General features: G+C 68.5%; 21 protein-coding genes and 1 tRNA gene. 10 read left to right on the plus strand and 12 right to left on the minus strand.

All coding sequences use genetic code 11. The features are described 5' to 3' along the window. The first annotated feature begins 37 nt into the window (after positions 1-37). Complete coding sequence (locus DVK03_RS00380; protein WP_115801959.1) at positions 38-1,639, plus strand: DNA-directed DNA polymerase II small subunit; 1,602 nt, start codon at positions 38-40, stop codon at positions 1,637-1,639. Between the two features lie 141 nt (positions 1,640-1,780). Continuing rightward, positions 1,781-2,908, plus strand: a complete 1,128-nt coding sequence (locus DVK03_RS00385; RefSeq protein WP_115801960.1) for an NADH:flavin oxidoreductase — start codon at positions 1,781-1,783, stop codon at positions 2,906-2,908. A gap of 122 nt (positions 2,909-3,030) precedes the next feature. On the opposite strand, the gene DVK03_RS00390 is transcribed toward DVK03_RS00385, so the two are convergent. After that, positions 3,031-3,840, minus strand: a complete 810-nt coding sequence (locus tag DVK03_RS00390) for a ZIP family metal transporter (protein WP_013035623.1) — start codon at positions 3,838-3,840, stop codon at positions 3,031-3,033. 108 nt (positions 3,841-3,948) lie between these two features. Next, positions 3,949-4,377 carry a hypothetical protein gene (locus DVK03_RS00395; RefSeq protein ID WP_004044961.1) on the minus strand — a complete coding sequence of 143 codons (429 nt, stop codon included), beginning with the start codon at positions 4,375-4,377 and terminating at the stop codon, positions 3,949-3,951. A gap of 187 nt (positions 4,378-4,564) precedes the next feature. On the opposite strand from DVK03_RS00395, the gene DVK03_RS00400 reads away from it, so the two are divergent. Together DVK03_RS00400 and DVK03_RS00405 are read left to right on the plus strand one after the other, a co-directional pair. Further along, on the plus strand, positions 4,565-5,743 hold the full coding sequence (locus tag DVK03_RS00400) for an aspartate kinase (protein ID WP_115801961.1): 1,179 nt from the start codon (positions 4,565-4,567) through the stop codon (positions 5,741-5,743). A 225-nt stretch (positions 5,744-5,968) separates the two neighbouring features. Then, positions 5,969-7,315 (plus strand): tryptophanase, encoded by a 1,347-nt coding sequence (locus tag DVK03_RS00405; protein WP_115801962.1) that lies wholly within the window; start codon positions 5,969-5,971, stop codon positions 7,313-7,315. 28 nt (positions 7,316-7,343) lie between these two features. Here the strand turns inward: DVK03_RS00405 and DVK03_RS00410 are convergent, their stop codons facing one another. Then, positions 7,344-8,003, minus strand: coding sequence for a metallophosphoesterase (locus tag DVK03_RS00410; protein ID WP_004065886.1), 660 nt, complete (start codon positions 8,001-8,003; stop codon positions 7,344-7,346). 48 nt (positions 8,004-8,051) lie between these two features. Continuing rightward, the gene (locus DVK03_RS00415; RefSeq protein WP_115801963.1) at positions 8,052-8,624 is read right to left on the minus strand and encodes an IMP cyclohydrolase; all 573 of its coding nucleotides are present in this window, start codon (positions 8,622-8,624) and stop codon (positions 8,052-8,054) included. Positions 8,625-8,756: 132 nt separating this feature from the next. Here DVK03_RS00415 and DVK03_RS00420 point away from each other — a divergent pair. After that, positions 8,757-8,829: transfer RNA gene (locus tag DVK03_RS00420), tRNA-Gln, on the plus strand. 161 nt (positions 8,830-8,990) lie between these two features. Here the strand turns inward: DVK03_RS00420 and cgi121 are convergent. Next, positions 8,991-9,485, minus strand: coding sequence for a KEOPS complex subunit Cgi121 (cgi121, locus tag DVK03_RS00425; RefSeq protein ID WP_115801964.1), 495 nt, complete (start codon positions 9,483-9,485; stop codon positions 8,991-8,993). Next, a complete protein-coding gene (locus tag DVK03_RS00430; protein WP_115801965.1) occupies positions 9,482-11,965 on the minus strand; it encodes an ATP-dependent DNA helicase in 2,484 nt (827 codons plus the stop codon). Before DVK03_RS00430 ends, cgi121 begins: the two co-directional genes overlap by 4 nt. Positions 11,966-12,074: 109 nt before the next feature. Between DVK03_RS00430 and DVK03_RS00435 the strand changes: the two genes are divergently transcribed. Further along, positions 12,075-12,320 (plus strand): ferredoxin, encoded by a 246-nt coding sequence (locus DVK03_RS00435; protein WP_004065879.1) that lies wholly within the window; start codon positions 12,075-12,077, stop codon positions 12,318-12,320. Positions 12,321-12,573: 253 nt separating this feature from the next. Next, positions 12,574-13,431, plus strand: a complete 858-nt coding sequence (locus DVK03_RS00440) for a hypothetical protein (protein WP_115801966.1) — start codon at positions 12,574-12,576, stop codon at positions 13,429-13,431. Between the two features lie 21 nt (positions 13,432-13,452). Here DVK03_RS00440 and DVK03_RS00445 read toward each other — a convergent pair whose 3' ends face one another. Together DVK03_RS00445 and DVK03_RS00450 are read right to left on the minus strand one after the other, a co-directional pair. Continuing rightward, the gene (locus tag DVK03_RS00445) at positions 13,453-14,031 is read right to left on the minus strand and encodes a hypothetical protein (protein ID WP_115801967.1); all 579 of its coding nucleotides are present in this window, start codon (positions 14,029-14,031) and stop codon (positions 13,453-13,455) included. Positions 14,032-14,124: 93 nt separating this feature from the next. Next, positions 14,125-14,583: a DUF2391 family protein gene (locus DVK03_RS00450; RefSeq protein WP_004044988.1), complete on the minus strand. Its 459-nt coding sequence runs from the start codon at positions 14,581-14,583 to the stop codon at positions 14,125-14,127. A 125-nt stretch (positions 14,584-14,708) separates the two neighbouring features. On the opposite strand from DVK03_RS00450, the gene DVK03_RS00455 reads away from it, so the two are divergent. Further along, positions 14,709-15,389, plus strand: a complete 681-nt coding sequence (locus DVK03_RS00455) for a class I SAM-dependent methyltransferase (RefSeq protein WP_008605397.1) — start codon at positions 14,709-14,711, stop codon at positions 15,387-15,389. Positions 15,390-15,415: 26 nt separating this feature from the next. On the opposite strand, the gene DVK03_RS00460 is transcribed toward DVK03_RS00455, so the two are convergent. The 3 genes from DVK03_RS00460 to DVK03_RS00470 all read right to left on the minus strand — a co-directional run bounded on the left by DVK03_RS00460 (position 15,416) and on the right by DVK03_RS00470 (position 19,487). Next, positions 15,416-16,501 carry an ABC transporter ATP-binding protein gene (locus DVK03_RS00460; protein ID WP_115801968.1) on the minus strand — a complete coding sequence of 362 codons (1,086 nt, stop codon included), beginning with the start codon at positions 16,499-16,501 and terminating at the stop codon, positions 15,416-15,418. Between the two features lie 118 nt (positions 16,502-16,619). Then, positions 16,620-18,341, minus strand: a complete 1,722-nt coding sequence (locus DVK03_RS00465) for an iron ABC transporter permease (RefSeq protein WP_115801969.1) — start codon at positions 18,339-18,341, stop codon at positions 16,620-16,622. A 9-nt stretch (positions 18,342-18,350) separates the two neighbouring features. Continuing rightward, positions 18,351-19,487, minus strand: coding sequence for a thiamine ABC transporter substrate binding subunit (locus DVK03_RS00470; protein ID WP_004065867.1), 1,137 nt, complete (start codon positions 19,485-19,487; stop codon positions 18,351-18,353). Positions 19,488-19,617: 130 nt separating this feature from the next. On the opposite strand from DVK03_RS00470, the gene DVK03_RS00475 reads away from it, so the two are divergent. Further along, positions 19,618-20,670, plus strand: coding sequence for an AI-2E family transporter (locus DVK03_RS00475; RefSeq protein WP_115801970.1), 1,053 nt, complete (start codon positions 19,618-19,620; stop codon positions 20,668-20,670). Between the two features lie 9 nt (positions 20,671-20,679). Here DVK03_RS00475 and DVK03_RS00480 read toward each other — a convergent pair whose 3' ends face one another. Continuing rightward, on the minus strand, positions 20,680-21,456 hold the full coding sequence (locus DVK03_RS00480; protein WP_115801971.1) for a sulfurtransferase: 777 nt from the start codon (positions 21,454-21,456) through the stop codon (positions 20,680-20,682). A 251-nt stretch (positions 21,457-21,707) separates the two neighbouring features. Here DVK03_RS00480 and DVK03_RS00485 point away from each other — a divergent pair, with 251 nt between their 5' ends. Next, a complete protein-coding gene (locus tag DVK03_RS00485; RefSeq protein WP_115801972.1) occupies positions 21,708-22,568 on the plus strand; it encodes a sulfurtransferase in 861 nt (286 codons plus the stop codon). The last annotated feature ends 27 nt before the right edge of the window (positions 22,569-22,595 follow it).

Consider the following 22,595-nt stretch of genomic DNA (forward strand, 5'->3'; position numbering starts at 1 on the left):
TCGGCATCCTTTTTGCCGCGTGTCGCGCACTCCGGGTGTGCCACTGGAGACGCCGGCGCGCATCGTCCGGACGCTCGTCGGTCGCGGCTACAACGCCGAACGCGAGGCCGTGACCCTCATCGCCGGCTCCGACGACCCCGGCCGAACCCTCGCCCGCGTCGTCGAAGCCGCCCCGGACGACGCGCTTCGCATCACCGCCGACCACGTCCGCGAGGTGCTCGCGTCCGCCCCCGCCGCGGACCCGTCGGGAACCGAACCGACGCCCCCGGCCGCTGCGGACGCTGCGAACGCCGCGGACGCCGACGTGTCCGCCTCCGCCGCATCAGACCCCTCCGTTTCCGCTGCAACATCGCACGACAACGCGGCCCACACCGACCAGTCTGCTCCAGCCGAAGCGCAGGGGACACCGGGCGGTCGGAACGTCGACCCGGCGCTTCGGTCCCTCGAAATCGCCAACGACATGACCGGCCAGTCGACGGGGACCGGCGAGTACGACGACTTCGTGAAGGTGTTCCGCGACCGCTACGAGAAGCTCTCGAAGCTGCTCCGCGGGCGCGTCAACCACCGCCCCGCGAAGGCCATCTCGAACATGTCCGGCGGCGAGGACGCCGAACTCATCGGCCTCGTCGACGACGTGCGCTCCACCAAGAGCGGCCACTGGATTATCGACCTCGAGGACACGACGGGGACGTTCCCCTGTCTCGTGATGAAGGACAAGGACATCGCGGGCTACGTCGACGAACTCCTCATGGACGAGTGCATCGCGGTCCAGGGGACGCTGTCGGGCGACGCGGGCATCCTCTTCGTCGACTCGATGCACTTCCCCGACGTGCCGCGGAGCCACCGCCCCAACACCGCCGACAGGGACGTGCAGGCGGCGCTCATCTCCGACGTGCACGTCGGCAGTCAGGAGTTCATGGCCGACGCGTGGAACCGCTTTGCCGACTGGCTCCACACCGAGGAGGCAGCGCGCATCGAGTATCTCCTCATCGCCGGCGACATGGTCGAAGGCGTCGGCGTCTACCCGAATCAGGACGAAGAACTCGACGTCATCGACATCTACGAGCAGTACGAGGCGTTCTCCGAGCACCTCAAATCGGTGCCCGGCGACCTCGAAATCGTGATGATTCCGGGCAACCACGACGCGGTCCGACTCGCGGAGCCCCAACCCGGCTTCGACGACCAACTCCGCGACATCATGTCGGCTCACGACGCCCGCATCACGAGCAACCCGTCGATGGTCACGCTCGAAGGCGTCAACGTGCTCATGTACCACGGTGTCTCGCTCGACGAGGTTATCGCCGAGCTGCCGGCGGACAAGGCGAGCTACGACGAGCCGCACAAGGCGATGTACCAGCTTTTGAAAAAGCGTCACGTCGCGCCGCAGTTCGGGGGCCACACCCGCCTCGCGCCCGAGGAACTCGACTACCTCGTCATGGAGGACGTGCCCGACATCTTCCACACCGGCCACGTCCACAAGCTCGGCTGGGGCAAGTACCACAACGTCCTCGCGGTCAACTCCGGCTGCTGGCAGGCCCAGACCGACTTCCAGAAATCGGTCAACATCGACCCCGACGCCGGCTACGCGCCCATCGTCGACCTCGACACGCTGAACATGACGGTCCGGAAGTTCTCCTGAGGCGCGACCGTTTCACTACTGACGACCGTTCGACTCAGCGACCGCTCTCCTACCAGTATGCTCCCTGATAGCACGCCGGATGTGCGGCGACCGGGACCATTCCACCGTCGCTTTTTATCCGCGACGCCCACAGAATCGGTGATGACCGACGACGCGCTGTTCGACGCGACGAGCCTGAACGACCTGTCGCTTTCCAACCGAGTCGGGCTGGCACCGATGACGCGCATCAGCGCCACCGACGAAGGACTGGCGACCAACGAGATGGCCCACTACTACCGGAAGTTCGCCGACGGCGGCTTCGGCTTTCTCGTCACCGAGGGCGTCTACACGGACGACGCGTACAGTCAGGGCTACCTGAACCAGCCGGGACTCGTCACCGACGACCACGTCGAGGCGTGGACGAACGTCACGGACGCCGTCCACGAGGTCGACACGCCGATTTTCGCCCAGTTGATGCACGCCGGGGCGCAGTCGCAGGGCAACCCCCACCTCGACGGCGACCGGACGCTCGCGCCCTCCGCGGTCCAGCCCGACGGCCAGAAGGCCGAGGCCTACGGCGGCAGCGGCGAGTTCGCGGTCCCGAAGGCGGCCGACGAGACCGACCTCGAAACCGCCCGCGAGGGGTTCGTGCGGGCGGCGACGAACGCGGTCGAAGCCGGCTTCGACGGCGTGGAACTCCACGGCGCGAACGGCTACCTGCTCAACGAGTTCCTCGCGGCGGACGCGAACCGACGCGACGACGAGTACGGCGGCGGTCCCGAGTCCCGCGTGAAATTCCCCGCCGAGGTGCTTTCGGCGGTCACCGACGCGGTTCCCGAGGAGTTCGTCGTCGGCATCCGCGTCTCGCAGGAGAAAGTGACCGACGGCGACTACGAGTGGCCCGAGGGCGAGGACGCGGCCGCGGTCTTCTTCGAGGAGCTGTCTGCGGCCGGAGCCGACTACGTCCACACGACCGAGACCGACGCGACGACTCCGACCTTCGGCGCGGACGGTCCGACACTCGCTGAGGCCGCCGCCGAGTACGTCACCGACGACACGGTCGTCATCGCCAACGGCGGGCTCGGCGGCCCGGACGCGGCGCGGGCCGCCGTCGACGCCGGCGCGGACCTGTTCACGCTGGGCACGAGCGCGCTCGCCAACCCGGACTGGCCGGCGCGCGTGGCCGCCGGCGACGACCTCGACGCGTTCGACCCGGCGAAGTACCTCGCGCCGACCGCCGGGCTCTCGGACCACGAGGTCCCGTCCGAGCCGCCGCTCGCGGACGACTGACGCGCGCTCGACGGCGGCTTCTCCGCCTGCGAACTGCCCACCGAACCCCTTCGCTTCCACTCGAACTCCCGTTACACAGTTCCTCGACGGTCGCCGTATTCGGACGCGCTAACTCGATTCGACTACCCGAGCGTCACGTCGAGGTAGAGCATCACGACGACGCCGACCATCGTCCCGAACGTCGCCACGCGCTCGTGGCCGTTCGAGTGCGTCTCGGGGACGATTTCGTCGGAGATGACGAACAGCATCGCGCCGGCGGCGAAGCCCATCGCGTAGGGGAGCAGCGCCGCGGCGTACTGGATAGCCCACGCGCCGAAGACGGCGAGCGGAATCTCCACGAGGCCGGCGCGGATGCCCGCGAACGTCGCGTAGGTCGTGTTCCGAAGCCCGGCGTTGACGGCGGCGATGGAGACGGCCAGCCCCTCGGGGATGTTCTGGATGCCGATGGCGAGCATCAGCGGGACGGCGGTCCCGAGGTCGCCGGAGCCGAACCCGACCCCGACGGCGAGGCCCTCGGGCATGTTGTGGATGGTGATGGCGACGATAAACAGGACGACAGAGGCCATCTTTTTGTCCGTCTCCGGGGCGTCCGCTCGGGTCTTGCCGGTCACGAGAATGTGGACGTGCGGAATCCACAGGTCGGCTTGGTCGAGGACGACGACGCCGATGACGAAGCCGACGAGGACGGGAATCGGACTCCCGCCCGCCGCCTCGATGCCGGGGAGGATGAGGCTCGTGAAACTCGCGGCGAGCATGACGCCGGCGGCGAAGCCGAGGAGCGTGTCGAGCGAGCGCTTCGAGGGGTCGCGCCAGACGAGAATGAGGAGCGCGCCGAGCATGTTCATCCCGGCGATGACGATGCCGCCGAGGAGGCCCTGCATCACCGGGTTCGAGCCGGCGAGCGAGACGAACAGCTCTTCGACCGCCGTCACGGCCGTCTCACTTCCGGCGGCCGTCTCTCGCGTCGTTCGGTCATGGACCACCTGACGAGCGGGAGGTATGTATTCCCTCCGTCGGTTCTCGCCGGCCGCGAGGCTCGACTATCCCGTCTCGTCGAGGACGTACCGGAGCGTCGGGGACCCTTCGAACCGCGGGCCGTGGCCGACGCGGTCGAAGCCGACGTGCTCGACCGCCTCGCACAGCGGGGCCTCGGATTCGAGGACGAGCACCTCGACCGGCAGGTCTTCGGCGCTGGCGAAGCGCAGCGGCTCTTCGAGCAGTCGCCGCACCGCCGCCTCGGTGCCGCCGAGGCGGGTGACGTGGAGGACGCCGTCGCGGACGTCGAAGCCGACGAAGCCGAGCACCGGTTCGTCGTCGGCCGGCGCGTCGGCGTGGGGGTCCGAACTCGTCTCGGCGGTGGCGAGGCGGACCGTCCGGTCGCGTATCAGCCGACGCATCGCCCGTATCGGCGCGTCGGCGACGGCGGCGAGCGCCTCGGCGTCGGTGTCAACGGCGTCTCTGACATCCATGCCCGAACGTTCCGCGGCTTCGGTGATAAATCTCCGCCCGCGAGGCGTCGGTACGGGCCGTCTCAGCGCCGGATTCGCGGGTGACGGCAACGGTTGAATCGGAGGACATAGTTATACGTCCCCCCGCGTTAGCCCCTCGCATGTTTACCAACGAAGCCCCGAAGCGACGCGACGCACCGGAGGAACGATGCGCGTAGTCGCGAAGTTCGGCGGCACCTCGCTCGGTAGCGGCGACCGAATCAACCGCGCCGCCGACTCCATCGCCGCGGCCGTCGAACACGGTCACGAAATCGCCGTCGTCGCCTCCGCGATGGGCTCGACGACCGACGACCTCCTCGACGAAATCAAGTTCGAGGCCGACGACCGCGACCGCGCCGAAATCGTCTCGATGGGCGAGCGGACCAGCGTGCGCATGCTCAAGGCGGCGCTGGCCGCCCGCGGCGTCAACGCCCTGTTCGTCGAACCCGGCACCGACGAGTGGCCGGTCATCACGAACGACCTCGGCGAGGTCGACGTCGAGGCGACCCGAGAGCGGGCCGCGAAGCTCGCCGCCGAACTCGACGGCGTCGTCCCGGTCATCACCGGCTTCCTCGCGCAGAACCACGACGGCGAAATCACGACGCTCGGCCGCGGCGGCTCCGACACCTCCGCCGTGATGCTCGGCAACTACATGGACGCCGACGAGGTCGTCATCGTGACCGACGTGGAGGGCGTCATGACCGGCGACCCGCGCGTTGTCGAAGGCGCGCGCAACGTCGGCCGCATCACCGTCGACGAGCTTCGGAACCTCTCGTTCCGCGGGGCCGAGGTCGTCGCGCCGTCGGCGCTCTCGTACAAGGACGCGGCGCTGGACGTTCGCGTCGTCCACTACCAGCACGGCGACCTGCTCACCGGCGGGACGCTCATCGAAGGCGAGTTCCACAACCTCATCGACATGCAGGAAGAGCCCCTCGCGTGTCTCACCGTCGCCGGGCGGGCGATTCGCAACCGACCGGGCATCCTCGCGGACCTCTCGACCGCCCTCCGAGAGGAGGACATCAACGTCGACTCGGTCGCCTCCGGGATGGACTCCATCACGTTCTACGTCCTCGAAGACGACTCCGACCGGGCCGAGGCCGTCCTCCACGACCGCGTCGTCGCCGACGACGCGCTGTCGTCGGTCACCGTCGAAGACGACATCGCCGTCGTCCGCGTCACCGGCGGCGAACTCCCGAACCGCCCCGGCGTCATCCTCGACATCGTCGAGCCGCTGTCCGAGGCCGGCATCAACATCCACGACGCCATCACCTCCGCGACCTCCGTCGCCATCTTCGTGGCGTGGGACGACCGCGAGGAGACGCTCGGCATCATCCAAGACGAGTTCTGAGCCGGTTCTCGTCGCTGCTCTCGAAGCTGTTTCTCGCGCGCTCGCGTCCTCGAAAGTGACATCCCTCGACCGGTGGTCGTCGGCGGTCGCTGAAGTCGGCTCGTGGCGAGAACGGAACAGCCGGCGACACCGATGCACACACCAGTCCACGAGCGCCGAAAACCGGGCGTCGCCCCTCGATTTTCCGCCTGCCGATTACTTCACATTCGCGGGCCTATTGCGGGCATGAAATCGTACAAGGCGAAGATGGTCGAGCCCATCGAACTCCCCTCGCGCGAGGAGCGCGAGGCCGCCCTCGAACGCGCCGGCTACAACGCGTTCAACCTCGACGCTCGCGACGTGTACATCGACCTCCTGACCGACTCGGGGACGGGAACGATGTCCGCAGAGCAGTGGGCCGCGATGATTCGCGGCGACGAGGCCTACGCCGGCAGCGAGTCGTTCGCCCGACTCGCGGAGTCGGTCCGCGACGTGATGGGATTCGAGCACGTCGTGCCGACCCATCAGGGCCGCGGCGCTGAGAACGTCCTCTACGGCGTCCTCTTGGAGGGCGGCGACGTGGTGCCGAACAACTCCCATTTCGACACGACCCGCGCCCACGTCGTCAATCAGGGCGCGGAGCCGGTCGACTGCCCGTCGCCCGCCGCTCGCGACCCCAACTCGACGGAGACGTTCAAGGGAAACTTCGACATCGACGCGGGCTACGCGCTCGTCGAGGAGGTCGGGGCCGACGCGATTCCCGTCGTCGCCCTCACCATCACGAACAACTCCGTCGCCGGCCAGCCGGTCTCGATGGCGAACATCCGCGCCACCGCCGAGTTCGCCCGCGACATCGACGCCATGTTCGTCATCGACGCCTGTCGGTTCGCGGAGAACGCCCACTTCATCAAGACCCACGAGGCGGGCTACGAGAACCACTCGGTCGCCGAAATCGCCCGCGCGCAGTTCGAACACGCAGACGCCATCACGATGTCCGGGAAGAAGGACGCCCTCGTCAACATCGGCGGCTTCGCCGCGATGCGCGACGAGACGGTGTTCGAACACGCGAAACAGCGCGCCATCCTCTTCGAGGGCTTTCCCACCTACGGCGGCCTCTCGGGCCGCGACATCGAGGCGATGGCCGTCGGCCTCCGCGAGGCCGTCACGCCGCCGTACGTGACCGACCGCGTCGAGCAGGTGGCCGAACTGGGCGACCTGCTGGTCGAGGCCGGCGTCCCCGTCTATCAGCCGACGGGTGGCCACGCGGTCTACCTCGACGCCGGCGAGGTATTCCCGCACATCCCGAAAGAGGAGTTCCCCGGACAGGAACTCGTCTGCGCGCTCTACCTCGAAGGCGGCGTTCGCGGCGTCGAACTCGGCGGCTTCGCGTTCCCCGGAACCGACCGGCCGGACCTCGTGCGCCTCGCGCTCCCGCGGCGCACATACAGCCGCGAACACCTCGAACACGTCGCCGAGACGGCCGCGAAGGTGATGGCCTCGGCCGGCGAATACGGCGGCCTCGAAATCGTCGCGGAGCCGCCGATGAAGGAGCTTCGGCATTTCTCGGCGCGGCTCGAACCGGTGTCGAACTGACGGCCTCAGGACGGCTACTCGCGTTCCCCTATTTTCCCTCGTACAGCCGACTCGCCAGTCGCTCCGGCAGGCCGGCCTCGCGCACGCGCTCCGCGACGCGGTCGATGTCGTAGTTGACGCGTTCCGCCTCGATTTCCATCGCGTCGAGGTCGACGACCGCGTAGGCCGCCCGCGGGTCGCCGTCGCGGGGCTGGCCGACGCTACCGGGGTTCAGCACGATTCCGTCGTCGTAGATTCGGTGGCCCTGCACGTGGGTGTGGCCCAACACCAGCAGGTCCTCGTCGTCGAGGAGCGACGGCGAGAAGTCGTCGGGATAGGTGTAGCGGTCGGGGTGGTTCGGGTGGCCGTGGGCGAGTTTGACTCGGCCGTCGGCGAGCGTCCGGGTCTTCGGAAGCGCCGAGAGCCAGTCCATCGACGCCGGCGACAGCGCGTCGCGGGCGTAGTCGACGCCCGCGGCCGCCATGCTGTTGAAGCGGAAGCCGGTCCCCGACGTGACCGCGCGGTCGTGGTTCCCCGAGACGGTCGGCACGTCCCGTTCTGCGAGTTCGGACACGCACTCCTCGGGCCACGGGTTGTAGCCGACCACGTCGCCGGCGCAGACCAGTCGGTCGACCGAGGGCATCGATTCGAGCACCGCTTCGAGTGCCGGGAGGTTCCCGTGCACGTCCGAGATGACGCCCAGACGCATGGCTCGGTGTACGGCGTCGCGGCTGAAAAGTCTCGGGCCGCGGCGGCGTTATTCGCCGTTGTAGAAGGCGGTCTCGACGGCGTCGCCGACGGTCGCGGCGGCGGCGCAGACGGCGTGTTCGAACTCGTGGTCGTACAGTTCGCGGGCCGCGTCGGCGGCGGTCTCGGCGTCGAGGTCGAACGCGCGCGGGTCGTCTTCCTCGTAGGTCGCCACGAGCGTCGGTTCGGTGACGGCTTCGACGACGAGGGCGTCCTTGCGGACGATGCCGATGTAGGCCTCGTCGTCGCCGACGACGCCAGCGATGCGGGGCGTGTCGTAGTCGTCTTTCTCGTAGTCGAGCGCGAGCAGAATCTCCGCGAGCGCGTCGCGCGGCGGGTAGCCGAGGTCGAGTTTCTCCGCGACGGGGTCGACCTGCGAGCCGTTGCCGACGACGACGTAGTCGCCGCCCTCGCGGACGCAGTTGTAGGCGATGTAGGGGTTGTCGGTCTCGGGGGCGTCGGGCGTCGGCCCGACGGTCAAGGCGTCGTCCCGGTCGACGACCCGTCGGTTCGGGAAGGACCGAGAGGAGACGCGATACGCACCGATTCCGGGACCAACGACGACGAAACGTCCGACGTACATACACGACAGTGGATAGAATAGGGGGAAATAGTTGGCGGTTTATGCACGTCTGTCCGTCGCCGTGCGACGAAATCCCACGGCGGAATCGACACGCAACGTTTACAAATACCCGCGAAGTACGAACTGATGCGAAGTCCCATGGGGTAGTGGCCAATCCTGTTGCCTTCTGGGGGCAACGACCCAGGTTCGAATCCTGGTGGGACTATTTCTCCGATTCTCACGCGCTTCGAGGCTACGCTGTCCCCTGCTCTCCAGTTGAAACGAAGGGGTGGGATTCGAAAACCCAAGGGGTTTGTTTCGAGTGGAGTTTTTGAGTACGGATTCGCGGGACCACCGGATACGGCCGATACGGGCCGCGAAACCCGCTTAGCGGTCGACCGCGAGGAGCGCCACTCGCTCTCTGACCAGCGCGGGGAGGTCGCCGTCGACGACGTGCAACTCCGTCTCGCCCACGTCGAACACGTCGCGGACGAGGCTCTCGTCGTAATCACCGAGGGTCTCTGCGGGTTCGAGGTCGAGGCGGTCGAACAGCGCGGCCTCGGCGGCGGCCTCGTCGCCGCCGTCGACGAGAACCACGACGGGGAGCGTCCCTTCCGAGACGCCGATTTCGAACGCGCGGTTAATCTGCCGGCGGCCGCTGGCGTAGAGGAGGATTTCGACGGCGCGATCGCGGGCGATTTCGTTGCCGCGGGCGATGGCCCTGTCGGCGAGCTCGACCGCTCGTTTGAGGTGCGCGCGGTCCACGACGTACCGGGCGTCGAACGCCTGCACCGTCGCGCCCGTCTCGTCGGCCACGTCGCCGACGGCCGCGATGAACGAATCGAGGTCCGAGACGGTCGCTTCGGCTTCGAGGAGCCTCATTCGAAATCACCCAGACTGGCCTGCTGGTCGGCGCGCTCTTTGGCCGTCTCGAAGCCGGCGTCGTCGGGGACGGCGTCGTCCGGCGCGTCGTCTTCGTCCACCTCGTCCATCGACGGGTCCTTTCTCCCCGCGGCTTCGAGGATGTTCTCCGCGGTCTTCCTGCGACCCCGGAGGGCGGCGAGGACGCGCGATTTGTCGGCCTCGCGGAGGTCGGCCCGAGTTTCGACGCCGGCCTCGAACAGCCGGCGGGCGCGCTTCCGGCCGACGCCGCGGACGCCGGCGAGGTCGAGCAGTTCCTCGCGGACGCCGTACTCGACGCGCTTTTTCGCCTCGCGGACCGCGTACACCGAATCGAGGTCGAGTTCGGTGGCGAGTCGCTCGGCCGCGCCGAGGAGCCACTCGGCGGTCTCGACCTTCCCGCGGATGTCGCCGGGGCCGACGCCGTAGCGCTCGGTGATGCGGTCTTCGTCCACCTCGCCGACCCAGTCTTCGAGGAGTTTCGCGGTCTTCAGCGCCGACAGCCAGTCTTCGAACGCCACGTCCTCGTACTCCGAGGGAACGCGCCCGAGGAACTCCGGTTCGCGCTCGTAGCACAGTTCCGTGTAGGTCTCGCGGTCGCCGGACTTCAGGTAGAGCTGATACATATCGGGCGTCCGGCAGACGAGGTGATAGAGGCCGAGCGGCGTCGGATACGTCCGGTCCGTCTCGACCCCGTCGGCGTCGTCGCTGTCGCCGTCGCCGTTCGCGCCCACCCCGTCTTCGCCGCCTCCACCGTCGCCGTCGTCAGCGACCATCTCGCTTGCCCGCTGGAAGCCGCCGGATTCGTCGGATTCGCTTCGGTCTCGCGTCGGCTTCTCCGGCGTCTCGCCCGCGAGCGCCCGGAGCTTTTCGGTTCGGTGGTCCGCGGCCCATTCGAGGCCGTCGATGATTTCGGCGGCGCTCATCGGGTCGAGGTAGAGTCGCGAGACGGTGTGGCCGACGGGCGTCGCCCGTATGGTCTCGCCGTCGAACTCGACGAACCCGTTCACTTCGAGGTAGTCGAGCACGCGGTCCGTCACCTGTCCGAGTCGCTCGGGGTCGTCGGTCTGGGTCGCATACAGCGTCTGGTCGAGGAATTCGAGCAGCCCCTCGCGGGTGTGGGCGAAGCCGGAGGCGACCGTGGCGAGCAGGTGCGTCCGAAGCGCGGGTTCGGCCGCGAGCTTCGACCGCACGTCCTCCGCGTCGGCCCAGATGTACCGCTCGAACAGTTCGTCCCGGGCGTCCGCGTCCTTCGCCAACAGCACCGCCTCGCCGTAGGGGTCGAGGCCGGGGCGGCCGGCGCGACCCATCATCTGGTGGACTTCGAGCACGTCCAGCGGTTTCATGCCGCCGTAGTCGCCGTCGTAGCGCTGCCAGTCGCGGACGACGACGCGGCGGCTCGGGGTGTTGACGCCGGCGGCGAGCGTCGGCGTCGCGCAGATGCATTTGATGAGTCTGTCGCGGAAGGCGTCTTCCACGAGCGTTCGGTGTTCCGCGGCGAGTCCCGCGTGGTGGAACGCCGCGCCTTTGGCGACCGCGTTGGCGAGGTCGTCGGAGGTCTCGGTGTCGGACACGTCGCGTATCTCGGCGGCGAGCTCCGCGAGGTCGCTGCGCTCGTCGCCGGTGACGTACCGCTCCGTCACGTCGGCCATGCGGCGGGCCGCGGACTCCGCGTTGCGCCGCGAGTTCACGAAGACGAGCGAGGAGCCTTGGTCGCCCTCGCCGTCGCCCTCCAGCGCGTCGGCGACGAGCGCGGGCGTCTGTCGTTCCCCGCGGCCGACCGGCACCTCGCGTTGGCTCCCGTCGGCGAAGGAGACGGCGTTGCCGTAGTGGACGCCCATCTTGAGGTCGATGGGTCGCCAGTCGGACTTGACGAGCTCCGCGTCGAGCCAGTCGGAGACGACGCCCGCGTTGCCGACGGTCGCCGAGAGTGCGACGACTTGCAGGTTCGTGTTGAGTCGGCGGAGCTTCGCCAGCGTGACCTCCAGCGTCGGCCCGCGGTGGCGGTCGTCGACGAGGTGGACTTCGTCGGCGACGACGCAGGTGAGTTGGTCCATCCACGCCGCGTTGTTCCGGACGAGCGAGTCGACCTTCTCGCTCGTGGCGACGATGATGTCGCGCGAGGAGAGCCACTCGCCGTCGGACTCGTAGTTGCCGGTCGAGACGCCCACGTCGATGCCGTACTCCTCCCAGCGCTCGAACTCGGCTTTCTTCTCGGAGGCGAGCGCCCGGAGCGGGACGATGTACAGCGCCTTCCCGCCGCGCGCGACGCTCGACAGCATCGCCAGTTCGGCGATGAGCGTCTTCCCGCTCGCGGTCGGGACGGCGGCCACGAGGCTCTCGCCGTCCGTCAGGCCGGCTTCGACGGCCTCGGCCTGCGGCGGGTACAACTCCTCGATGCCCTCGTCGCGGAGGGCCTCGGGAACCCCCGTCGGCAGGCCCGTCAGATCCGCAGTTCGCATTGCATCCCCCTTGGACCGTCCCCCGGTTTAAGCCATCGGGTCGGTTCGGTAGCGGGCGCACCGGTCCCGCGTCGGCAGGGCTTTGTACGGCCCGGCGGTACGGTGGCGCATGAAAGTCGAGTACGACCGCGACACCTGCATCGGCATGTTCCAGTGTGTCGACGAGTGGGAGGGCTTCGAGAAGAACGTCGACGACGGTAAGGCCGACCTCGTCGACGCCGAGGAGACCGACGACGGCGTCTTCGTCCGCGAGATTCCCGAGGACGCCGAGTTCGACGCGAAGTTCGCCGCCCGCGTCTGCCCCGTCGAGGCCATCCGCATCCTCGACGACGACGGCGAACAGCTCGTCCCCTGACCGCGACGCCGACGACGCCACCGGCTTCTCTCGCTTCTTCGACCTGACCGGCCCGTGTGACCGCCGACCGTGGGCCGCGTCCCCGAACCCCTCCGTTTCGACTGGAGATTCGACCGACGATAGAGTGTAACAGTTAAGCGGCGGGCCCCTAATCGTGCCACTATGAGCCAAGCGACGAAAATCGTGCTCGGTACCGTCGGCGTGTCGGCCCTGCTGGCCGTCGTGTTCGTCGGGATGAGCATCGCCTGAACGGATGTTCGAGACGCGCAGCCTGCCGTCGGACCTCGAATCGGTCCGCGACGACTTCGCCCCCGGCGCGCTCGTGTTGGACGTGGCCGGCGACTTCGACACCATTCCCCCCGAGGCCGCCGAAAACCTCGGGTTGGTGGTCGACTCGCTCTCCCCGGCGGCGTACCCCGCCGAGTGGCTACCGGACGACGCGCCCCAACAGCTTCGGCGCTACGCGTCGTCGGATTTCACCATCGGGATGCCCGGCGACGGCACCGTGTCGTGGTCCCGACAGACCGACCCGCCGGTCGTGCTGGTGAAGTACCGCGCGAAGGGGACGCCGGACGACTTTCTGGATTTCCTCATCGCCGAGGCGTTCGTGCAGGCCGGGAACGACGAGATTCCCGAACACTTCCTCCCCTTCTTCGGTGAGCAGTACGCCGACCTCGCGGCGGCGACGCCGCTCGGCCCGAGCGAGACGTATCAGGTCGCCGCCGCCCTCTACGAGGGCTGGGTCGGCCTCCACACCCGCGAGGCGTTCGCGTCGTGGGAGGGCGACCACGACCGCCTCCACGAGGCGTGGGTCGACGCCGGCGGCCGCCTCGACGACCGCCTCGAAAATCTCCCGCGGTTCGTCGCGCTCGGCAGACTCTCGTTCGCCGAGGCGACCGAGTTCGCGTGTTCGGCCGTCAAACACGGCCGCGACCTCCCCGCGCCGTTTTCGGCGCTGGACACCGCGGCGTACCGCGACCACGGCCCGAGCTACGCGGTCAAGTGGGCCGAAAAGACGTTCGAGCAGCTCGCGGCGGACGACGATGGCGCCGACGCGGAATCGAGCGACGACGCCGACCCGACCGCGGACGACGCCGCCGACTCGGCGTAGGCGGTCGCGTCGCGTTTCGCCTCAGAACTCGGTCGTGACGGTGCCGTCCTCGTTGAGGTCGACGACGCCGTCGAACAGTTCGCGGAAGCGGTCGAGCGTCTCCTGGTCGTGGACCTCCTTCGAGAGGTGGAACAGCCCCACCGCGTCGAACTCGTCGAGCAGTTCGAGAATCTGTTTCGTCGCCTCGAAGGCGCGGTCCTCGTCGGCGTAGTAGGCCATCTCCGTGACCGAATCGACGCTGAGCCGGAGCTTCCCGTCGTGGCGTTCGAGGAACTGCCGGGTCTTCTCGACGATGGCGTCGAGGTCGTCGGGGGCCGCGACGTAGTGGATGTTGTCCGAACTGCGCCGGGAGTAGCCGCGCTCGATAGACAGCGTGTCGAGGATGGTGGCGCTGGACTCGTCGACCTCGTAGTGTTCCAGCTTCTGTTCGACCTCGCGCGCGGTCGTCCGCGTCGAGATGACGAGGAAGCGGTCGGTGTCGACCTTGAAGAAGTCGGTGTCGATACGGTCGGTCTCGCCGATGCTCGGATGAAGGAGCAAGATACCTGTGCCGCCCGGAATCGTTTCGGGCGCGTCTTCGATGGCGAGCTCGTAATCCATACCCCAAGCAGTTACCCTGCCGACTTAATCCTTCATGCCGCTCGGGCGGCGTCGTCCCGGAATCGTAACGTATGTTCACGCCTCCGGGCGAGGTCAGAACAGCGAGTCGGCCGTGGCCGCGCCGATGACGCTGAACACCGCGCCGACGCTCGTCGCCTTGAGCGTGATGCGGAGCACCGCGAGGTCGAGTTCGTATCCGAGCACGGAGACGAGAACCTCTCCCGACACGTCCGAGAGGAACGTCCCCGGCGCGTCGAACGCGAGCGCGAGGATGAACACGGAGAGATACGAGACGGAGATGAGCGAGATGAATCGGACGGGAATCCCGCCGACCTCGCGCTCTCTGTCGGGGTCGCGGTCGTCGGCCTTGTAGAGCGCGCCGTAGCCGACCGCGAGCACGATGATGAGCGTGAGAAGCGCCTGCGCAAACGACATGCTCCGCGCGAGCACCCACACCTCCTCGGTGACGACGAACGGCCCCGCGAGGAGGAAGCCGCCGACGACCTGCTGGGCGGTGTCGGCGAGCGCGAACCGACGGCGGACTCCGACCATACCCCGTCGTCGTGACGGCGGCAATTAAAAGGCGCGACGGGGGGCGCGACCGGGTCGTCGTCGGACTCGCCCGTCTGTGCGGTCCGGTCCGAACGCATTTTCACCCCGGCGCGCGAGGCTCCGATATGAGCGTCCGCGACGAGTTCGACGCCTGGGCGGCCGACGGCCGCGACAAGGGCATGGAGGACCGACACTGGCACACCGCGAAGCACGCGCTCGCACGGATGCCCGTCGAGGAAGGCGACACCGTCGTCGACCTCGGGACCGGAAGCGGCTACGCCCTCCGCGCGCTCCGCGACACGAAGGGTATCGGCCGCGGGTTCGGCCTCGACGGCTCGCCCGAGATGGTCCAGAACGCCCGCGCGTACACCGACACCGACGACCTCTCATTTCTCGTCGGCGACTTCGACGACCTCCCGTTCGACGACGACAGCGTCGACCACGTCTGGTCGATGGAGGCGTTCTACTACGCCGCCGACCCGCACCACACCCTCGAAGAAATCGCTCGTATCCTCAAGCCGGGCGGCACGTTCTACTGCGCGGTCAATTATTACGAGGAGAACGTCCACTCCCACGAGTGGCAGGAGCTCATCTCCATCGACATGACCCGCTGGTCCCACGCGGAGTACCGCGAGGCGTTCCGCGACGCCGGCCTCCACGTCGCGGAACAGGACTCCATCGCCGACCTCGACATCGACATCCCGGCGGCGACCGAGTTCCCGACCGACGACTGGGAGACCCGCGAGGCGATGGTCGAGCGCTACCGGACGTTCGGCACGCTCCTGACTGTCGGCGTCGCGCCCTGAGACGGCGGAAAACCGACCGTCTCGACCTATTCGACGACGTGAGCCGACGCCGGGGCGAATCCGACTTCCAGCGTCGTCCCGACCTCGAACCCCGCGTCCGACTGTTCGCCGCCGTCTTCGACCGCCACGACGAGTTCCGTCCCGCCCCAGTCGAGTCTGACCCGCGTCGTCGCCCCCTGAAACTCGGTGTCGACGACGGTCCCCCGAATTTTGTTCGTCCCCGCGCCGGCCCGGAGTTGTTCGGGGCGGACGCAGAAGGTGAGTTCGTCGCCGGCTCCCGCTCTCGACCCCGCCTCCCCGAGCACCCGCCGCCCCTCGGCCAGCGTGAACACCGCGTCGCCGACGCCGACGCGAATCCCCCCCGTTTCCGGTCGAGACTCGACGACCCCGTCGAGGACGTTGTTCTCGCCGAGGAACTCTGCGACGAACCGCGTCCGCGGTCGGCGGTAGAGTTCGCGGGGGCGGCCGACCTGCTCGACGCGGCCGCCGTTGAGGACGGCCACCCGGTCCGAGACCGCCAGCGCCTCCGACTGGTCGTGGGTGACGTAGACGGTCGTCACGCCGAGGTCCGACTGGATGCGCTTTACCTGCCGGCGGAGACGGTCCCTGAGTCGGGCGTCCAGCGCCGACATCGGCTCGTCGAGGAGCAGCAGGTCCGGGCCGGGTGCGAGGGCGCGGGCGAGCGCGACACGCTGTTGTTGGCCGCCAGATAGCGAGTCGGGGTCGCGGTCTTCGAACCCCGCGAGGTCGACGAGGTCAAGCAGTTCCGCGACGCGGTCGTCGCGGGAGCCGCCGCCCGGCGGGTCGGTAAAGCGGAGGCCGTAGGCGACGTTCTCGCCGACGCTGAGGTGCGGGAACAGCGCGTAGTTCTGGAACACGACGCCGACGCCCCGCGACTCGGGCGCGACGCCGACCATCGACTCGCCGTCGAAGCGGACGGTCCCCTCGGTCGGGGACTCGAAGCCGGCGATACAGCGGAGCGTGGTCGTCTTCCCGCAGCCGGAGGGGCCGACGAGCGTGAAGAACTCGCCGTCGTCGACCGACAGCGAGACGGAATCGAGCGCCGTCGCCGACTCGTAGCGTTTGGACACCGCGTCGAGTTCGAGTCTCACGGGTTCGCCTCCGAAGTCACGTGCTCCCCTCGCCGGCGGACGGGCATAATTCTCACTTCCCGCGACTCTCCGAGTTTGGCTCGCTGCGGCCCGCTCTCGTTTCGCCCTCCGCGCTCCCTCATAGCTCGCCCCACCGGCCGCCGAAGCGGTCGACGACGAGGAAGCTGGCGGACGTGACGAGAAGCAGGAGACAGCCCATCGCCGTCGCGGGGCCGAGCCGTCGGCCGAGGAATCGCTCGACGGCGACGGGCATCGTGTAGCTTCCCGCGCCCTCCGCGAGGATGATGGTCGAGTCGAACTCGCCGATGCTGATGGCGACGGCGAACGCCGCGCCCGCGACGACGCCGGTCCAGACGAGCGGCAGTTCGATGTCCACGAGCGCGCGGGTTCTGGTCGCGCCGAGCGAGCGCGCGGACTCCACGAGCCGGCCGTCGAGCCGGGCGAAAAGCGGCGCGACGTTCCGGGTGACGAAGGGGTACGCGCCGACGGCGTGGGCCGCGACGATGGCGAGCGCGCCGGTGACGCGGATTCGCGTGCCCAACACGTCGACGCCGAACACCAGCCCGCGGAGCAGGCCGAGGCCGACGACGATGCCCGAGACGGCGAACGGAGCCATCGAGAGCACGTCGATGAGGCCGCGCCCGCGGTACCGGCGGGTCGTGAGGACGGCCATCGTCACGCCCATCGGGACGGCCACGACGAGCGTCCCCGCGGCGAAGCCCAGCGAGTTCAGGATGGCCGGCAGGGGCTTGACCTGAAAGCTCGCGCCGGTCGCCTGCCGCTCGGCGAGGAAGGCGTAGTTGGCGAGGGTGAGGCCGCCGTCGCCGCCGGTGACGCTCGCCAGCACCATGCTGGCGACGGGGACGACGAACACCAGCCCGACGACGAGGGCGTAACCGGCGATGCCGACCGTCCGGAGCGTCGATTTCGGCGTCCAGTCGGCGGGAAGGACGGACCGACGGGGAAGCGGGTTCGCCGCGCCGCCGGCCGAGCGCTGGCTGGCCTCGTACCGGAGGTAGACTGCGGTCAGCGTAATCGAAACGGCCGTCTCGACGACCGCGAGGCTGGCGGCCTCGGCGTACGCGAGGTCCCGCACCCGCGAGTAGACGAACACCTCGATGGTCGCCAGTTGGAAGCCGCCGAGCGCGAGGACGATGGGGAACGACGCGAAGGTGAAGATGAACGTCAGGGTCGCGCCGACGCCGATAGACGGCAGGAGTTGGGGGAGGACCACGTCGCGGAAGGCCCGCCGCGGGTTCGCGCCGAGCGAGCGGGCGGTCTCGACGGTTCGGGCGTCCACGCTCTCCCACGCCGCGGTGACGACGCGGGCGACGAGCGGGGCGTTGTAGAACGCGTGGGCGACGATGATGGCTTCGAGCGTGAACAGCAGTTCGACCGGCGGGAGGCCGACGGCGGAGAGCGCGCGGTTCAGCGTCCCGTTGCGGCCGAACGTCGCCACGAAGCCGATGGCGACCATGATGGAGGGCATGACGAACGGGAGGATGGTGAGCGAGCGGAGCGTCTCGCGGCCGCGGAACTCGAAGCGGGCGAACAGCCACGCGGCGGGGAGGCCGAGCGCGAGGCTGGCGAGCGTCGAGTAGAACGCCTGTTTCGCCGTGAACCAGATGATGTCGACGAGGTAGAACTCGCTCGTCAGCACCGCCGCGATGGGCTCGACGGTGAGCCGGCCGTCGGCGAGGACGGCGTCCGCGAAGACGGTGGCGACGGGGTAGTAAAACAGGACCAGAAGGACGACGGCGGTGAGCGCCGCGACGAGGGTGAGCAGCCGCTGTTCGAGGGCGCGGGCGACCCGGCGAACCGAGGCCGAGGCGCGGCTCACCGGCTCACCTCACTTACTGGCGAACTCGCGGGCCCACGCGTCGGTCCAGTCACTCAGGTTGTTCTGAAGCCGGTCGTACGAGAACGTGACGGCTTCCGGCGGCTCTTGGGCGTACTGCGCGAAGTCCTCGGGGAGTTCGGCGGTGGTCGTCGCCGGGAACTGGACGTTGCGGACGGCGATTTCGGCCTGCACCTCGGGCCGGAGCATGAAGTCCATGAACTCGACCGCGAGGTCGGGGTTCGACGCGTCCGCGAAGGGGGCCATCCCCTCGGGGTTGGCGTACGCCTGGTCGTTCAGGAAGCGAATCTGGTGTCTCGCCATGTCCTCGCCGGACTCGGCGGCGAACACCTGGTCGGTCGAGTACGAGACGACCATCGGGGCCTCCCCGTTCGAGTAGGCGTTGTAGGAGTCCTCCCAGTTGCCGAGGACGCGCACGTCGTTTTCCTTCAGGCTCGCCCAGTAGTCGAGGTAGCCGTCTTCGCCCTTGGCGTCGATGGTGTGGAGCAGGAACGCCTGCCCCGTCGCCGACGACGTGGGGTTCTGCGCGAGGAGCGCGCCCGCGTACTCGGAGTCCAGCAGGCCGTCGAACGTCTCGGGGGCGACGAAGTCGCCGTCGCCGTAGGTCTCGTCGTAGACGAGCGAGATGTAGCCCGTGTCGTAGGGGACCGCTCGGCCCTGCGGGTCGAAGTTCAGCCCCTCCTTTACGTCGTCGATGCGGGACAGCCCCTCGGCGGGCGAAAACAGCGCCTCGTCGAGCTCCCGGTCGATGCGGACGAGCATCTGCGCGTCGAGGCCGACGTAGAGGTCCGCGCCGGACTCGACGCCCCGGAGGCCGCGCTCGATGTAGTAGTTCACGCCCGAGTCGGGCGTCTGCCACTCCAGCGTCGCGTCGAACTCCGACTCGAACGTCTCTTTCAGCCACGGGCCGGGGCTCGAACTCGGCGCGTCGACGAACGAGCCGTAGGTGCCGACGGTGAGCGTCCGCGACTCGCCGCCCGCGGTCGTCCCCTCGGTCGTCGCTGTCGTCTCGGTCGCGTCGCCCGAGGCCTCGGTCGTCGTCTGCTCGCCGCCGGTCCCGGTACAGCCGGCGAGGAGCGCGGAGACGCCTCCCGCCCCGGCGGCCCTGAGGAAGCTACGTCGTCTCATTACTCGGTTGTTGTACTCTGTGGTACTTAACGGGCGTGATGTTCGCGGGGCCGGGTAAACGGCCGAATCAGTCGGTTTCGAGGGTTGTCCCGGGAGAACGGCTTTACCGTCAGCGAGAGTATCACGGGCGATGACTGCTTCTCGCCCGTACGTCCTCGGCGGCGTGTTCGCCCTCTTTGCGCTCCTCGCGGCGGTCCTGCTCGTAGACGTGCTGGCGACGGTGTTTTTCGCCATCACCGTCGCCTACCTGCTCGTCCCGCTCAGGCGACGCCTCGAAGCGCGCGGGGCCTCCCGGTGGGTCGCCAGCCTCGCCGCCACCGTCGTCGCGGCGGTCGGCGTCGGCGTCGTGCTCGCGCCGCTCGTCGTCATCCTCTTTCTCCGCCTGAGCGACATCCTCGAACTCGCGGCGCTCCTCCCCGACGTGGTGACTATCGAGTTCCTCGGGATGGTCGAGACGGTGACGCTGGACGACGTGGTCGCGGTCGGTCTCGGGTTGCTCCGGTCGGTCGGCCGCACCGCCGCCACCGCCGCCCCCGTGGTCCTCATCAAACTCACGCTGTTCGGTTTCCTCGTGTTCGCGCTGCTCCTCAGCGGCGACGCGGTCGGGCGGACGCTCCTCGCGCTGGTCCCGGCCGACTACCGGGACGCGGCGACGGCGCTCAACGAGCGGGCTCGCGAGACGCTGTTCGCCATCTACGTCTTGCAGGCGGCGACCGCCGTCGGCACGTTCGCCATCGGTCTCGTCGTCTTCTGGGCGCTCGGCTACGACTACGTCGTCACGCTCGCGACAGTCGCGGCCGTCCTCCAGTTCATCCCCATCGTCGGCCCGAGCGTCCTGCTCGCGGCGATGGCCGCCTACCACGCCGCCGTCGGCGACTTCGTCGCCGCCGCGCTCGTCGTCGCTGTCGGCGGGTTCGCGGTCGCGTGGCTCCCGGACATCCTGATTCGTCCCCGACTCGCCAAGGAGACCGCCGACCTGCCGGGGAGCCTCTACTTCGTCGGCTTCGTCGGCGGCCTGCTCAGCCTCGGCCCGGTCGGCATCATCGCCGGCCCGCTCGTCGTCGCGCTCCTCGCGGAGTCGGTGGACCTGCTCGGCGCGGAGTTACGCGTCGACGACGTGGGCGGTGACGGCGACGAGCGCGACGAGTCCGCGGACGACTCGGTCGACCCGAGTCAGCCGTAACCTCGCTCGTCAGCCCTCGACGACCGCGCCGTCGCGCTCCTCCCACTCGGTGAGGCTGCCCTCGTAGAACGCCACGTCGTCGTAGCCGAGGTGCGAGAGCACGACGTAGGTGTGGCTGATGCGCCGGGCGGTGTTGCAGTAGAGGACGACCCGCCGGTCCGGGGTGACGCCCGCGGCGTCCAGAATCGAGTCGAGTTCGTTCCGCGGTTTCAGCCCGCGCGTCTCGTCGTCGACGAGCTCGCGCCAGTCGAGGTTGACCGCGCCGGGGAGGTGGCCCTCGTCGTACTCCGCGGGGTCGCGGGTGTCCACGATGACGGTCTCGGGGTCGTCGAGCGCGGCCTCGACGGCCTCGAAATCCACGAGCGGCGTCTCGGCCGGCTCGGTTATCTCGTAGACCGTTCCCGCGACCTCGCCCGCCTCCGTCGTCGTCTCGCGCTCGCGGTTCCACGCGCTGAAGTCGCCGTCGAGGAGGTGGAGTCGCTCGGGGTCGTGGCCGTAGAGGAGCGCGGTCACGAGAAATCGGGCCGCGAAGACGCCGTGGGTGTCGTCGTAGGCGACCACGTCGTCGTCGGCCGCGACGCCCGCGCCCGACAGGAGGTCGGTCCACGCGTCGCGGCCGGGAAGCATCCCCACGTCGCCGTCGGCGCTTCGGAAACTGTCGAACGGTATCGACACCGCACCGGGGAGGTGTCCGATGCCGTCGAACTCCCAGCCGTCGCGCACGTCCACCACGCGCACGTCGTCGAGTCGGTCCGCGAGCCACGTCGGAGAGACCACGTCTACCATGCCCCCACGTTTCCGGGCCGCGGATTTAGGTCCGACCTTCTTCGCACCCCTCGCCCCGTGTCCGGGGTAGCGGATGTTGTTGCTGGTTCCGTTGGATACCGGCCTGATACCGTCCGAGACGGCCGTTCTCTGAATCCCTTTCGTCGTCTCTCGGGGCATACTCAGGATAATATTGCCGCATCACCCGAGGTCAGGCCGTACATGCCGTCGCTGTGAGAGTTATGGGCCTTCCTGTTGTACGGGGAAACGCGATGTCAAACTCCGATTACGCGAAGGACGTACTCGTCTCCGCGGACTGGGTGGAGAGCCACCTCGACGAGTTCCAGAGCGACGACGCGGCGTACCGACTCGTCGAAGTGGACGTGGACACCGAGGCGTACGACGAGAGTCACGCCCCCGGTGCCATCGGGTTCAACTGGGAGTCCCAACTGCAGGACCAGACGACCCGCGACGTGCTGACCAAGGAGGACTTCGAGGACCTCCTCGGTTCGCACGGTATCTCCGAGGACTCCACGGTCGTCCTCTACGGCGACAACTCCAACTGGTTCGCCGCCTACACTTACTGGCAGTTCAAGTACTACGGCCACGAGGACGTTCACCTCATGAACGGCGGCCGCGACTTCTGGGTCGACAACGACTATCCGACGACCGACGAAGTCCCGTCCTTCCCGGAGCAAGACTACACCGCCAAGGGTCCCTTCGAGGACATCCGCGCGTACCGCGACGACGTCGAGAAGGCGGTCGACAAGGGCCTTCCTCTCGTCGACGTTCGCTCGCCCGAAGAGTTCTCCGGCGAGATTCTCGCGCCCCCGGGACTGCAGGAGACCGCCCAGCGCGGCGGCCACATCCCCGGCGCGAGCAACATCTCGTGGGCCGCGACCGTCAACGACGACGGCACCTTCAAGTCCGCCGACGAACTCCGCGACCTCTACGCGGACCAGGGCATCGAAGGCGACGAGTCCACCATCGCCTACTGCCGCATCGGCGAGCGCTCGTCCATCGCGTGGTTCGCCCTTCACGAACTCCTCGGCTACGAGAACGTCACCAACTACGACGGCTCGTGGACCGAGTGGGGCAACCTCGTCGGCGCGCCCGTCGAGAAGGGTAACTGAGCCGCCTCGGTTCGCTCTCAGTTCGAT

This window comes from Haloferax sp. Atlit-109R (assembly GCF_003665865.1).
Classification (GTDB): Archaea; Halobacteriota; Halobacteria; order Halobacteriales; family Haloferacaceae; genus Haloferax; species Haloferax volcanii.